Source organism: Sphingomonas sp. 67-41 (assembly GCF_001899725.1).
Taxonomy (GTDB): domain Bacteria; phylum Pseudomonadota; class Alphaproteobacteria; order Sphingomonadales; family Sphingomonadaceae; genus Sphingomonas; species Sphingomonas leidyi.
In genome coordinates, this window is record NZ_MKWJ01000003.1 from 1 (window position 1) to 14,051 (window position 14,051).

Genomic DNA, 14,051 nt, shown 5'->3' on the forward strand with positions numbered 1-14,051 from the left:
GAACGGCACGCCCGCCATACCCGTCACACCGCTCGACAAACGGGGTCCCTTTTGGACGCCGATAGGGGGTCCTTTTTGGACGCCGATTGACATTCAAGAATCTGATGGCCGGTTCTTGGATAGATCGCAAGCTCGACGGGCGCCGAACCGCGGGTGTTGCCGGTACGGAAAAACTTCAGACAATCAGTGGGTCCCAGACTGTTCTCTCCGCATTCCAGGAGTACAGGGGTTTGAAGGGCGTCGATCGAAAGCAGGGGCGATTGTGATAGAAGTCGTTCCTTCTCACCAATGTCATAGGGATTTCCAAAACCCATGTTGGCGTAGGCTGCTTGTTGGTTTGGTCCGCCATATTCCAGCAACGCTCTGCTGTAGAAATCGACAACGCCTTCCATTGCTATGGTCGCTCGAAATGCATGCACGTTGCTGGCTGCATAAGCGGTAAGGATTCCGCCATAGCTGAAGCCAGCTAAAGCCATTCTGGATCGAGGAGTGCCGAGCCTTTTCGCCGCATAATCGACCCCTCCCAGGACGTCCTCCAGCGGGCCTTCCACATAATCCTTCCGGTCGCGGATCGCGGCTTCAAAATCACGTCCATATCCGCCGCGCCCTCTCGTGTTCGGGATCAATATAGAAAAGCCGTTCATAAGAGGGCCATAGGGAAGAAAGGGGGCGTCATCATTATAGCTATCCGGTGTAACCATGGCCGGCCCGCCTGGGACGGAAACAAGCATTGCCTGATCTGCTTGGCGACCGACTGCCCGGATAAGCACGCCGCTTATCAGGTAATCGCCGTCCTTGCTTTGCCATGATACCGCCTCAGCGCGCCAAGGAAGGCGCGGGCCGCCCGGCTGAAGGCTCAGCGCTTTTGGCGACCATAAATTCCCGGCGGTCGTGATGACTTCCCCGGGATTTTCGAGGCTATGCCGGGTCATGAGCAGCGAACCACCAATCCCGATTTTGCTTCCGCCGAAGCAATTTAATGACTGCCGCCCCAAGAGCGCCGCTGTTCCCCGAATGGCATCGACCTTGAAAACCGGACATTCCATCTGACGCATCGCGACATAGGTAAGATGTTCGGCGTCGATCCAGGTCGGAAGATAGGGGGAACCTGTCGTCTCGTCCGGCTTCGATACGATCACCTGCTCGTGGCCGGAACTACTCTGAACGACCAGTTGCAAGCCGCCTTTCAGCAGGTCTCGGCGCTCCGAGGTCAGATAGGCTATCCTTCTTCCGTCAGGAGACCAGCGCGGGTCAAGATTGGGTCCCGGTCGGTCAGACAGAACCTTGATCGCCCTAGTGACGAGATCCCACACATAGATGTTCGGCCCGGCAGGGCTCGACCTGTCCGCTCCCGATAGCTGCGCGCTGAACGCAATTTTCCGGCCATCGGGCGACCAGGAAAAATCGGCATCAAGCCCGACAAGATCATAGGCAGTCGGCACCTCGTCGACGACGGCACCGTTTGATGAATCAAGGATCGCGACACTTTGACGGGGCGTGCTTCGGCTCGAGCCATCCCAATCCAGTGATGGTTGAAAGGCGGTGCGTCGCAGACCGGCTTGGGCAGTCGTGACCAGTACGGCCAATGATTTCCCATCTGGAGACCAACGCAGATCTGCAATGGCTGCATTTTCCAGGCTGAATGCTCGGGATCGATTATCCGACAGATCGAAGACTGTAACGCCAGTCGTGACCTTCCCCCCCAGAACTGCAACGCGAGTTCCATCTGGATCGAACGAGGGGCTTGGCAACCGCAAATTAGCTCCGTCACGGGCGGTCTGGAGCACGCTTACGAAATGTCGTTTGAGACCGTCCTTCAGGTCGATGGTCCACAATCTGTCGGTGATCGAATTGTCGGCAACGTTCGCAGATCGCTCAACATAAATCAGGTGCTTGCCGTCTCGCGATACATCGAACTGTGGCCGTTCCATCCACGAGCCCGGTATGCGTGGACGCTCAATGGCGTAGGCCGTAAGCCGTTCGAAGCAGGAATTGTCACTGGGCAGGGCGGCCGAGCCTGAATATGGCACCAGGCACGCCAGCGCGAGCAGATGGACTGCCTTGTTCATGACGCTCACTAGAATAGCTTACGGATCGTCACAGAAACCTGCCGTCCGATCACCGAATAGTTGGACGAGTCATATGGCGGCAGCGATGGATCGGAGTTCTCGATTGAAGCTGGCTTCTCATCCAACACATTGAGAACCGAAAGCATGATCTCGGTCCCGGCGAGTATGCCACTGGTTTTATCGGCCTTATATCTTAGCGTTGCGTCGAATGACGTGAACGATCCCACATTGAGCTCGGGGAGCGATCGAGTGTCGCTGGTTCCCCCAATATGGTTGACGAATAGAGAGGCGTCGAAGGACGTGCGGGAATATGTAAGACCTCCTTCGGCGCGCCAGTGCGGTGGGTTGAAAATGGTGCCGGCCAATCGACTGAATGGCAAGCCAGTTGCCACCTGGCGGCGGCTCTCGAGGTAACTCGCATTCGCTGATAGCTCCAGCGTCTGTGATCCACCGATGGAGAACTTATATTGGCCGGAGAGATCGATGCCTCGGGCGTTCTGGCGAGCTACATTCTGGTCCGTGGCGTCGATGATCGCCGCGAGGCTGGCTGCATCAAACGCTGCGCCAGTAAAATTGGAAAGTCCTTGAGGAAGACGAGCGATTTCTGCCTCTACAGTGGCTGACGACGGCGACAGGCGCACAAGATTGGCATATATCGGATTGTTCAGAGCGGCCGTTGCGCCGACAATTGGTACCGAAACTCTATCCTTGTACGCCACGTCAAAATAGCTCGCCTGCAAATGCAGGCCTGAAAGCGCTCGCGGCGTCAACGAGATGGTTGCCGTCCAGGTTTCAGCCTTCTCCGAGCTTAGGGGCGTGCCCCCACCAGCCAGCAAAAGGACGGGAAGACCGCTCGGATTATCGGAGAAGATTGAACCGGGCAACAATACGCCTTGTCGTATCTGGTTCTGTTGATAAAGAGTTGGCGCCTTGAATGAACGGCCCCAACTGCCCATCAGACTCAAATCAGGCGATGGCGCATAGCGAAAGCCGAACTTTGGGGTCGCAACCGATCCGACCGCCTCATAATGCTCGAACCGGCCCGCCGCTGTGAAATCAAGCCGATAGAGTAGTGGCCGGCTGTTTTCCGCGCCAATGACCGGGATCGTCAGTTCGCCATAGGCAAACTGGACGGCCCGCCTCGTATGAAACTGTTCGGTCACGATCGTGGGTGATCCGGACGGCGTGTTGGATACCTCAACACCGAGCCCCAAGGATCGGATTCCGCCTCCGGCCGCAAGCTTGACCTTCCCCCCTGGCAGCTCTGCAAGAGTCCCCTGGACCCCCACTTCCAACGCTTTCAGGTCGTTTCCGTAAACAAGGCGTCCCGGCGTCTCGATCGAAGCAGCGTATCGCCTTGAATGAAGGTCCGCTTTGCTATCGGCGATCGTCCCTGAGAAATTGAGCGACCAGACTGGCGTCAAAGCTATGGTCAGGCTCGGCGAGACCGAATAGGTGCGAACGATGGGGTTGGACCGGAGTCCGTTTTCCGTAACTGCCCCTGTATTCAGGTACGGATTATCATATTTTGAATTGCGCCGGCTGAAGGTTCCATCGATCTTCAATTCTACGCCTTCCGCCATCTGCTGATGGCCGGTAGCGACGATGCTGATTTGCCGCACGCTGGGTACAAGCGTCGCGCTCTCGTCCATAAGGGCCGTGTAGCTGCGCTGCCCTGCGCTAATGCGCTCCGAAGATAGATAGTCCGCTGCAACCATGAAGCCACCGCTCGACCATGTCGATCCTGTCACCGCCGAGACTTGAGCTTGTCTGCCGCCGCCATCTGTCGTCGTTGCAAAGCGCGTTGAGATCTCGGTTCCGCGGAACTCCGGACGCAGAATGATGTTCGCGACGCCGCCAACTGCATCGGAGCCATAGAGCGCGGACGCGCCGTCTGCCACCACTTCGACACGATCGACCGCGGCTAACGGGATCGCAGAGATGTCCACGCCCTGAGCCAAGGCGTCGTAAGCCAGTCGATGGCCGTTGAGCAATGTAAGCGTCGCGTCCGGACCAAGTCCACGCAGATTGAGCGTGGAGGAGGAACTCACATTATTGTTGTTGCCCTGAGCCCCGCCGCCGGCGACATTCGGATTTTGACCACCATTGTAGTTTTGCGGCAGAAGCCTGATGTAGCTCCCAAGATCCGTCGCGCCCTGCTTTTCAATTTGGTCTCTGGAACTGATCGTGACTGGCGATGTCGCCGGAGCGCCCTTGATCCGCGAGCCCGTAACCACGATGTCGCGCTGATCCGCCGGGCGATCCGCTAGATCCCCCGACGGCTTCGATCGCCCCCGGATGATGATGACATCCTTCCGGAACTGCGCCACCAGGTCGGAACCTGCCAGCAGCGCCCGAACCGCTTCGTCAGCGCTATAGGTTCCGTGCAGCGCCGGAGCACTCCGTCCCAGTACTGCCTCGGAAGTGAAGATGATGTCCTTTCCCGACTGGCGGCTGACCGCCTTGAGGGCTTCCCCGAGATCGCCGGCCTCGATCTTGTATTCGACGCGGCGTTGCTCCTGGGCAAGTGCGGCGGCGCCCGGAACAAGCGTACCAATCGCCACCGCAGCGAGGAGTGCACAACGAAACCGTGACCGAGACCGCATCTGGACCATTCTTGCCCCCTATGAAATTCCCGACAATCTGGCGGGAGTTTCAGGGAGCATCGCAACAAAACTGCAATCTACGGGGTAGGGGGTGTAAAAATCTCGGACTATCTTTTGCGAAGCGTGATTTCGTCCGATTTGGTTCGTTCGACGTCGAGATCGAACAATATCGCGAGGCGGTCCGCAACCTGATCGGCATTGTCCACGCGAAAGCGCCCGCTGACCCTGAGAGCCCCGATGACGGGGTCTGCCAATCTGATCGAGGTCGCCGAGTCCCTGTTCGCTTCGGCAACGACGGCGGACAGCGGCGTGCGCTCATATTCCCGGATCAGCGGCTGATCCGGTTTAAGCATGACGGGCTCGATCGCGGCCTTGCCCGAAATGCTCGGGAGCGCCACCGGGGTTATGGCCGCGAAGCTCAGCACCTCGCCGGGCTCCAGTCTCGCCACCGCGGCGGCTGCGCCCCGGCCGCCTTTCGCGCCCTGCGGGCGCTCGACGTCAACAGCGCCTCGCAACAAACGTACCGTGACGCGCTTGTCCCTGCCAAGAATGACATCGAACACCGTGCCACGGGCCGTCACGCTGCCGCCGCCGGCCAATACAACGAAAGGACGGCCTTCATGTGCAACCTCGAAACGCGCGCGACCGCGCTTGAGCCTCAGTTCGCGCCTGCCCTCGCTGAACGTCGTCGACAATTCGCTGCCCTCGTCGAGCTCGACGAAAGATCCATCAGCGAGTCGAATGTTCCGTCGTCCACCGACCACCGTATCGTAGACACCCCGTTCGATGCCGGTGTGGGCATCCACCTGTGCCACCAAGGGAGTCCCACCTGCCGGGCCGCGCAACTCGCTGTTCGCGAACCAACTGCCGGTGCCGAGCGCAAGAAGAAGGCTGGCTGCGATGGCCGCCCATTTCCAATTATGACCTGCCGGCCCATTGTCGTTGGCTTCAGCTTCGATTTCTTCCCTCTGACTGGCGAGGAAGCGCCCCAATGCAAAGATTTCGCCCGCGCGCTCATAGGCATCGCGGTGCGATGCACCCAACGAGAGCCAGTGTTCAAACTGGGGCCGATAGCTCTGGGCATCGGGGCCGCGCATGCGCGCAAACCATAGCGACCCTTCGCGCGTCAACTGATCCATACGAGGCAGACCCTCCGGCTGTTCGTTCTCAGCCATTGGAATTGCCAATGCTCTTGCCGATGCGCGTAATGGCCTCCGCCACATGCCACTCCACAGTTCGGATACTGATGCTCAGCTGTTCCGCAATCTGCCTGTATCCGAGTTCTTCAACACGATGTAACAAATATACCTCTTTCGTCCTGGGCGGAAGGCCGTCGATAGCCAGACGATAACGCTCCCGCATTTGGTTCAACTCCGCCGTTGCATCTGGCCCGGCCGCTTCCTGGCCGGCTGCGCAGACCACGGGGTCCAAGGAACGGCTCCTGGCCCAGGCTCGCACCCGATCAGCGAGGAGATGCCGCACGATGCCGTGCAAATAGGCACCGGGATTGCTCCAGGCTGTGGCCGATCGTGATGCTGCCAGCCTGGCGAAAGCCTCCTGCACCATGTCGTCGCGGTCGTCCTCGAGCCAAATTCGTCGTCGGAGAAAGGAGCGCAGCTTCGGTGCTTCCTCGCGATATATGGCCACGAACTGGCGTTCCTCGTATACAGCGGCCGCAGGCGCGCACGCGCCCTCGTTTTGTTGTACGCCGTACATATGCTCAGGCGCACCGGACGAGATCGAAGGGCACCGACGTACGGCCGCCTTTTTGAACGGAAGACAGCATGACAAAACCACCCAAAGGTGGCGGGCAACATTGTCCAACAATTGCGCTCAACCGCCTTGGATGAGCCCATCATCATGCTTGGAAGGAATATCCTGCAGCCGGATCCCAGCCATTTCCCGACCGCATGAGAACTGTGCATCGGATTTTCACCTCTGGCAAGGCGCGAAAATCGGATGTCGCAATGCCGCGATGCAGCAGGCGAACCTTCACTTCTGAGGCCTACGATGCATGGGCATGTCGGCAGCCATCTCGACCAGTCGATCGAAGAAGCGATCGAGCATCTCGTTCGTTTCCTCTCTCAGTTCGACGATGATCCTGCGCCCATCGGACGGATCACGATGAAGGTCGACAAAGCCACGTTCTGCCAGGCGGTGGACAATGCGTTGGGAGTTTCGCTCCGACGCGCTTGATGCGCCTGTGAGCGATGTCAGCGATCGCGGATGGACGCTCCTGCGGGTGTAGAGATCGAGTAACATCTCGAATGCAGGAATCGTGAAAAGATCCTTGCCAAACTCGTCGGCGCGCAGTCGTTGTACCTGTTCGGTCAATCCAATCATGCTGCATCGGCTGACCGTCGTCGTTATTCGTTGCCCCTCGATCATTGTGCGCTCTCCAGTCCCGAGAGCCGCGCGGATCGCAGCCGATAGGTCTTCAATCTGATGCGAATGGGCATGGGAAGCTCCTTTCTCATGCGAGAAGGAAACTCACGTCGCGTCGCTCATATTGTAAATTTTTGCGTGTAAATGCTGCGCAATGCCCTTTGCTCCATTCTGGATGATAATATGGTCATCAATAATCACTGCGACGGGAGCAATCACATCGCCCAGGTCAAGGCGGAAATCTCCCGAACCGGCCGACGTGATGCTGCGGATGCGGCGTGTGTTCGCCAACGCGGAACGAAGCGTGCCCACAATGCCCGCCGACGATATGGGAAGGCTGCAGCCCTCCACTCATTGACAGAATGTTCTTACGTTGTTCCATTCAGGGGATGACCCGACTCGACGAATCAACGCTGTCGCTTCATTTGGAGGTTGCCCTTGCGAGCGCCTCGCCAAGCTTACGGAGCGAGCTAGTCGGGACGGACCGCGTCCGCCGCAGAGTCGCTATTGGCGACGACGCCCGGCATCTTACCGAGAGGCTGCGGCGTTTCGATATCACCTACCCAGAAATCGGCGAGAGGCTGGAGTCCCAGCCTATGTTGTTTGCCGGAGATCTCGGCCCATTGGGGTAGGTGGCCGGGAGCATGGGTGCTCGCCATAAACTTAGACCAGTCGCACCATCGCGGCCAAGGCGATGGAGGGGAGTGGGCGGAAATTGGTTGGGTGATCTGCGGGTCGCCCGTCCAATGCTTGCCCGTCTCTTCCCATCTGCCGTTCTTCACGTCCGATGAGGCCACCGGCGGGCAGCCCATTTTCGGGACACGCCCATGGCTCGTACCATAAGCAAATATAATCCGGAACTCGAGGCTATCGGGTCCGATATCGTGAAGCGTCTGGGGGGCGTCTGGAAGCCGGGCGGTGCGATGTGCCGTTGTCCCGCCCATGCCGACCGCAGTCCCAGCCTCTCTGTCCGCGTGGGGGACCATGCACTGCTCTTCAAGTGCTTCGCCGGCTGCGATTCTCGCGACGTCATCAATGAGATCCTGCGCCTCGAAGAAAAAGCACTGCACCATGTGGACAAGGCCTCTCAGGCCTCGGCGGGAATGCCAACGGACCTGTGGCGGCGTCAGCAGGCATTGCGGATATGGGATGAAGCCAGGCCATTGATCGGCACACCCGCCGAAATCTATCTGCGGCGCAGACGAATAGCGCTGCTGCCCCGTGCCTTGCGTTTCCATCCCCGGACACCTCTCGGACAGGGGGACGACGTTGAGTTCCGGCCCGCTATGATCACGGCTCTTCACGACGGCGGCCTTCATGATGAGGGGCGCTTCATCGCCATCCAGCGCACATTCTTCGATCGGGACGATGCGCGGCGCGCCCGCGATCTTGCCGATCCACGCATGACGCTTGGCCGCCCCGAGCGCGCGGCAGTCATGCTGGGCACTGCGACGTCGATCCTTGGACTCGCCGAAGGGGTCGAAACCGCAATCTCCGCAATGATCCTGTTCGGGATTCCGGTCTGGGCCACGCTCGGCAGCGAGCGACTCCATCAGATTGCGATCCCCGACCGCGTCAGGCGCCTGATTCTATTCCCTGACAATGACATCGCCGGCGAAATCGGCGTCGCCCACGCACTCGAAAGCTACGCGATGCCGGGTCGCGATATCGACACCGAGTTCCCGCCGCCCGGCTTCAAGGACTGGAACGACGTGCTTCGGGCGGGAGGGGAGGGAGTGGGGGAGTGGTGGCGGAAAGTGGCCTGATGGTCAGGCTGTCCCCGCCAGGAGACTATCCACATGACCCAACTACCCATCCTCGTGGCCGCGGCGAACCTCGCCAAGTCCCCGAGCAACGTTCGAACTGTCGGCGATCCCGTCGCCGATGCCCAGCTCGAGGCGAATATTGCCGTCAAGGGCGTCCGCCAGAACCTCATCGGCGTGCCTGTGTCGCGCAAAAAGGGACATTACCGCATCATCGCGGGCGGACGACGGCTCGACGCGGTCCATCGCCTGATCGAGAAGGGCGTGTTCGCTGCCGACTATCAGCTGGCGGTCCTCGTTCTGGGCAATGCCAAGGACGCGATCGAGACCAGCCTCGAAGAGAACTTTTTCAACCTCACGATGAACCCGGCCGATACTTGCCGGGCCTTCCAGGACATCATCGAGAGCGAGAAGAAGACCCCCGAAGACGTCGCCAAGCGCTTCGGCCTCACCGAGCGGTTCGTGCGCAGTCGGCTTCGCCTTGCCGATCTCGCCGATCCGATTTTCGAAGCTCTGCGCAACGGCGAGATCACGCTGAATGTAGCCGTTGCCTATGCCAGCAATAGCGATCGTACCAAGCAGGCTGAGGTGTTCGAACTCCTCAAGGATGGCTATTACCGGGCCAACGTCAACGAGATCAAACGTCAGCTCGTTGAGGACACTTATGTCGGCAGCGATCCCAAGGCGCTTCTGGTCGGGCGCGATGCTTATATCGAGGCAGGCGGCCGGGTCGATCTCGACCTGTTCACCGACTCGACGACCGAGCGCTGGATCGACGGCGATCTCCTTAACCGTCTCGTGGCGGACAAGCTCGCGGCCGCCGCGGAAGACCTGCGCACCCGTGAGGGGCTGGCGGAAGTCCGCATCATTCCCTCGACCCATGTCAGCTACAACGACACCTGGGACCTGCGCCCGCTCAAGGGCGACGCGCCCGAACTCACGGCGGAGCAGCAGGCGCGTCTCGAGGAGATTGAGGCTGAAATCGAGGCCGCCAACGAAGCCTGGGAAGATGCTGATGAAGACGGCCAGGTCGAACAGGCCAACCGAGTCGAAATGCTCGAAGCGGAATATCGCGCGATCGAGAAACCCGTACCGATCATCTCCGAGGAGCAGAAGGCGGGGGCGCTCGCCTATGTCGTCATCGGTCATGACGGCCAGCCGCGCCTTCACGAGCAACTCTATGTCGCTCCGGTCGACGAGCCTGATGATGAGGAGCAGGACGAGCAGGCTGAAGGCGAGGTCGACAACGACGATGTCGTCGCCACCACGGGGAGGTCCGCGTACAGCCAGCGTCTCAGCCTGGAACTGGCCGAGATGAAGAGCGAATTGCTGCGCGTTCATATCGCCAGCGATCCGCGCTTCGCCCTCGATCTCGGAACGTTCTGGATGGTCGACAAGGCGACCCGGCATTCCAGCGGTTTCGACCTTGCGACCGAACTCAAGGCCGATAAGCCCTTCTCCGGGCTCACCGGCTACCAGAGCGGCACGCTTGCCGCCGAGGAATGGGGCAAGATCGACGAGGCGCTCGATCGCAGCTGGACCGAGGCTGGCGATGCCTGTCAGCGCTACGACGCCTTCTGCGCGCTTCCCGATGAGGTTCGTGCGGCCTGGCTCGCCTGGGCAATCGCCCGGACGCTCCACGCAGTCGTCGCGGGCAAGACTGGCGAGGCCATGATCGACCATCTCGGCACCAAGCTCGAAATCGATGTAGCGGCCTGGTGGCGTCCGACCGCGAACAACTATTTCGATCGCCTGAGCAGCAAGGCGGCGATCCTCACCCATCTCGAAGAGATTGGGGGCAAGGAATTGTCGAGCCGCTACGGTGCGTCGAAGAAGCATGATCTCGCGACCTCGGCCGAGAAGATCTTCGGCGGCTCCGTCCCCATCGAGGCTGAACTGCGCGAAGCGGCTCTCGCCTGGGTGCCTGACGTCATGCGTTTCAGCGTGCCCGCCATCGCGCCTGAGCCGGTGCCCGCAAATGACGAGAGCGTCACCGGCTCGGATGACGAACTCCAGCAGGCCGCCTGATCCAACGTCCATGGGACCGCAGCCTCGCGTTGCGGTCCCTTTTTTCGTCCACTTGCGCCTCAAGCGGCGAACCAGGTCCGAGGAACCAGACCATGGCCGATATCACCCAGCTCCCCATCATGACCGCACGCGACGCCGAATCGATCGGTTTCGCCCGTTTCAACGATGTGCCTACCATGCCGATCGATATCCCCGACGGGAACTTCACGATCAGCGCACGCACCAGCGATGGGCGCCGCATCACCTTCTTCTTCGGCGAATATAAGCGCGGCGCTGCGCCGAGCTTCATCGACATCCAATATCACGACAATGGGACCACCATCCCCAATGCGAATGGTGGGACATCGCCCAGCTTCGACCTGTTCACCATCGGTCGCGGGGGCCGCAATGCTTATGACAGCCGGCACCATCCGTCTGAGGAGAAGCCGTCGATTGCCGTGATCCTTCTCGGATCATCATAGGGCGCCACTAAGTTCTCCGTCTCACCTTCTGCCTCCAACTCAGGGCCTGGCCTCATGCCACGGCCCTGTTTTCATGCTGACCGCACACCGGGAGGGAAGGGGGAGGAGGAGTGGTGGGCCGCGATGGTCCTGATCCAATCCGGAGTTCCGCCATGTCTGTTCCTTTGCTCGCGCTCGCACATCCCGACGAGCCTGAAACTTCCAAGACCACGCGTCTTCTCGACGTCGCCACCCGGTTGTCTGACCTGCTCCGACGCGGCCACTCTATTCGCCGCCAGGACCTCAAACGCCTGATGGAGGAAGCCTTCTCGGCCTCCGACGCGACCGGCAACTGGTCGATGCGCGACGCTTATGATGCGCTCGAGGCGGCACAGGTTATCCTCCTCAAATCACCTGGAGGCTGGACCGGCATCGTTCCGGACGGCGCCGATGCATTCGCCTCGCTTCGCCGCTTCGAACGGGCGCTCCCCACCCAGACCTATCGCAGCGAGCATCAGGTCGAGATGCAGCAGTTCAGTACGCCGATCTCGCTTGCCTGGCTCGCCGCGCAGGCCGCGCGTATCCGCAAGGACGACCAGGTGCTCGAACCCTCTGCCGGTACCGGCATGCTGGCCGCTCAAGCGGTTCGGCTCGGTGTCGCGCTGACCCTGAACGAGCGCGATCCCGGCCGCGCCGCGCTGCTTGGAAAGCTGCTCGGCGATCCTGTCACAACCCACGACGCCGAATTCATCAACGACCTGCTACCCCCCGGCGTTTCCCCGAGCCTCGTGCTGATGAACCCGCCCTTCAGCCGGAGCGACGGTCGGGGCAAGGACCGCTTCGCCGGCGCCCGTCATTTGCGTTCCGCGCTGCTGCGGCTTGCACCGGGCGGCCGCTGCGTCGCGATCATGCCACCCAGCTTCGCAGCGGATGGTACAGCGGCCACCGGCTATACGATGGTCTGCGAGACCGCGAAGCCGCGTGTCGAAATCACGATCCTCGGCAACCCCTATGCCAAGCATGGCACCAGCATCGCGGTCCGCCTGATCATACTCGACAAAGGCTGGACAGGGCCAACGGAACGCTTGACTGCCCAAACGATCGAGGAAGCCGCGGCGCTGGTCGCAGGCGTCCCGCCGCGCCTTTCCGTGCCCGAGCCGGAGCCGCCAGCACCGGCCGTCATCCCCCTGCGACCGCGCGCCTCCGCCAAGCCATCGCCGTCGACGATCTTCGGCGGCATCCAGAAGCGCGCGCTGGTTGTCCCCGACCGCATAGCGGCCGATGGAAGTGCCAGTCCGGTCGACTATACGATCCGCGCAACGCCGCTGCCAGCGGGCGATCCGCTCGGACATTACGCGCCCTGGCGGCCTGCACGCATCGAAATTCACGGCGCAAGGCCCCACCCGGACCAATTGGTGGAGTCGGTTGCCATGGCATCCGTGCTGCCGCCCGCGCCCAGCTATCGTCCGATGTTCCAGCCGCAGGCTTTCGCGGCCCTGTCTGACGCCCAGCTCGAAACGATCATCCATGCCGGCGAAGCGTGTGAGCGCGATCTCAAAGGCACCTTCTCCCCCAACAAGGCGGGCGACCAGTTGCACGAGGATGCGGAAGGCGCGGTTTACCGGACGGGCTTCTTCATCGCTGACGGCACCGGTGTCGGCAAAGGCCGTGAAGGCGCGGGCATCATCCTCGACCAATGGAACCGCGGCCGCCGCCGGGCGATCTGGATTTCGCGCAGCTCGGCCTTGATCGAGGACGCAAGGCGGGACTGGAGCGCGCTCGGGGGCGTGCCGATCGATATCCAGCCGCTCGATGCGTTTCCCCTCGGTGAACCCGTCGCCATGGCTAGCGGGATCGTCTTCCTCACTTATGCGACGCTCCGCTCTCAGCGGCATGACCGCGCATCGCGTCTGCAACAATTGCTCGATTGGGCGGGGCCAGACTTCGACGGCGTCATCCTGCTCGACGAATCGCATGCACTCGGGAACGCGGCCGGCACTGAGACCGAGTTTGGCGCGGCCAAGGGGTCCGAACAGGGCCTTGCCGGCGTCCGGCTGCAGATCGCGTTGCCGCGCGCCCGGGTCATCTATGTCTCCGCGACCGGAGCGACCAAGCCGGAAAATCTGAGCTACACCGCGCGGCTCGGCCTGTGGGGGCCAGGCACCGCCTTCCGGGACAGAGACGCTTTCCTTGCGGCAATGGAGGAGGGCGGTATCGCGGCGATGGAGATCGTGGCGCGCGACACCAAGGCCATGGGCCTCTACACGGCCCGCGCACTCAGCTTCGCCGGGGTCGAATATGACCCGCTTGAGCATAAGCTTACACCCGCCCAGATCGAGATTTACGACGCCTATGCCGACGCGTGGGCCGTGATTCATCGCAATGTCGACGCCGCATTGAAAGCCGCCAATATCGTTGATCGCGCCTCGGGCCGAACCCTGAACGCAATGGCTAAGGGATCTGCGCTGAGCCGGTTCGAAAGCTCCAAGCAGCGCTTCTGGTCGGCATTGCTGATCTCGATGAAGATGCCGACGGTCTTCAAGGCGATCGAAACCGAACTCTCGGCCGGCAACGTCGCGGTTGTTCAACTTGTCAGCACCGCCGAGGCTATCCTCGACAGGCGGCTGGCTGAAATCTCTCCGCAAGAACGCGCTCATCTCGATCTGGAACTCTCGCCCCGAGCGGCCGTGTAATGTTGAGCTCAACATTAGACATATTCTTTGCAGTCGCAGTTTATGTCGAGCGTGGCGGCGGTAGGCG

Annotated in this window: 10 protein-coding genes; 4 read left to right on the forward strand and 6 right to left on the reverse strand. The window is 60.9% G+C overall.

Going from position 1 to position 14,051, the window contains the following annotated elements; genetic code table 11:
* Positions 1-23: 23 nt before the first annotated feature.
* The 6 genes from BGP17_RS01820 to BGP17_RS01845 form a co-directional block, all read right to left on the reverse strand.
* Positions 24-2,069: a prolyl oligopeptidase family serine peptidase gene (locus BGP17_RS01820; protein WP_286710807.1), complete on the reverse strand. Its 2,046-nt coding sequence runs from the start codon at positions 2,067-2,069 to the stop codon at positions 24-26.
* An 8-nt stretch (positions 2,070-2,077) separates the two neighbouring features.
* Positions 2,078-4,633: a TonB-dependent receptor gene (locus tag BGP17_RS01825; RefSeq protein ID WP_199857377.1), complete on the reverse strand. Its 2,556-nt coding sequence runs from the start codon at positions 4,631-4,633 to the stop codon at positions 2,078-2,080.
* Positions 4,634-4,782: 149 nt separating this feature from the next.
* The gene (locus BGP17_RS01830; protein WP_070157106.1) at positions 4,783-5,850 is read right to left on the reverse strand and encodes a FecR family protein; all 1,068 of its coding nucleotides are present in this window, start codon (positions 5,848-5,850) and stop codon (positions 4,783-4,785) included.
* Positions 5,843-6,322 carry an RNA polymerase sigma factor gene (locus BGP17_RS01835; protein WP_234419338.1) on the reverse strand — a complete coding sequence of 160 codons (480 nt, stop codon included), beginning with the start codon at positions 6,320-6,322 and terminating at the stop codon, positions 5,843-5,845. The genes BGP17_RS01830 and BGP17_RS01835 overlap by 8 nt, the downstream gene beginning before the upstream one ends.
* 345 nt (positions 6,323-6,667) lie before the next feature.
* Positions 6,668-7,063 (reverse strand): winged helix DNA-binding protein, encoded by a 396-nt coding sequence (locus BGP17_RS01840; RefSeq protein ID WP_070157108.1) that lies wholly within the window; start codon positions 7,061-7,063, stop codon positions 6,668-6,670.
* A 102-nt stretch (positions 7,064-7,165) separates the two neighbouring features.
* Complete coding sequence (locus tag BGP17_RS01845) at positions 7,166-7,372, reverse strand: hypothetical protein (RefSeq protein ID WP_124810433.1); 207 nt, start codon at positions 7,370-7,372, stop codon at positions 7,166-7,168.
* Between the two features lie 515 nt (positions 7,373-7,887).
* On the opposite strand from BGP17_RS01845, the gene BGP17_RS01850 reads away from it, so the two are divergent.
* The 4 genes from BGP17_RS01850 to BGP17_RS01865 all read left to right on the forward strand — a co-directional run bounded on the left by BGP17_RS01850 (position 7,888) and on the right by BGP17_RS01865 (position 13,984).
* Complete coding sequence (locus tag BGP17_RS01850; RefSeq protein WP_070157236.1) at positions 7,888-8,826, forward strand: DUF7146 domain-containing protein; 939 nt, start codon at positions 7,888-7,890, stop codon at positions 8,824-8,826.
* Between the two features lie 33 nt (positions 8,827-8,859).
* Positions 8,860-10,851, forward strand: a complete 1,992-nt coding sequence (locus BGP17_RS01855; protein ID WP_070157234.1) for a ParB/RepB/Spo0J family partition protein — start codon at positions 8,860-8,862, stop codon at positions 10,849-10,851.
* Between the two features lie 92 nt (positions 10,852-10,943).
* Positions 10,944-11,312 carry a hypothetical protein gene (locus BGP17_RS01860; RefSeq protein WP_070157233.1) on the forward strand — a complete coding sequence of 123 codons (369 nt, stop codon included), beginning with the start codon at positions 10,944-10,946 and terminating at the stop codon, positions 11,310-11,312.
* Positions 11,313-11,464: 152 nt separating this feature from the next.
* Positions 11,465-13,984, forward strand: a complete 2,520-nt coding sequence (locus BGP17_RS01865) for a strawberry notch-like NTP hydrolase domain-containing protein (RefSeq protein WP_353681858.1) — start codon at positions 11,465-11,467, stop codon at positions 13,982-13,984.
* Positions 13,985-14,051 lie beyond the last annotated feature (67 nt).

Excerpts from the sequence above, each read along its gene's own strand:
- BGP17_RS01820 (WP_286710807.1), bottom strand. The coding sequence starts at position 2,069 with ATGAACAAGGCAGTCCATCTGCTCGCGCTGGCGTGCCTGGTGCCATAT.
- BGP17_RS01830 (WP_070157106.1), bottom strand. The coding sequence starts at position 5,850 with ATGGCTGAGAACGAACAGCCGGAGGGTCTGCCTCGTATGGATCAGTTG.
- BGP17_RS01840 (WP_070157108.1), bottom strand. The coding sequence starts at position 7,063 with ATGATCGAGGGGCAACGAATAACGACGACGGTCAGCCGATGCAGCATG.
- BGP17_RS01850 (WP_070157236.1), top strand. The coding sequence starts at position 7,888 with ATGGCTCGTACCATAAGCAAATATAATCCGGAACTCGAGGCTATCGGG.
- BGP17_RS01855 (WP_070157234.1), top strand. The coding sequence starts at position 8,860 with ATGACCCAACTACCCATCCTCGTGGCCGCGGCGAACCTCGCCAAGTCC.
- BGP17_RS01860 (WP_070157233.1), top strand. The coding sequence starts at position 10,944 with ATGGCCGATATCACCCAGCTCCCCATCATGACCGCACGCGACGCCGAA.
- BGP17_RS01865 (WP_353681858.1), top strand. The coding sequence starts at position 11,465 with ATGTCTGTTCCTTTGCTCGCGCTCGCACATCCCGACGAGCCTGAAACT.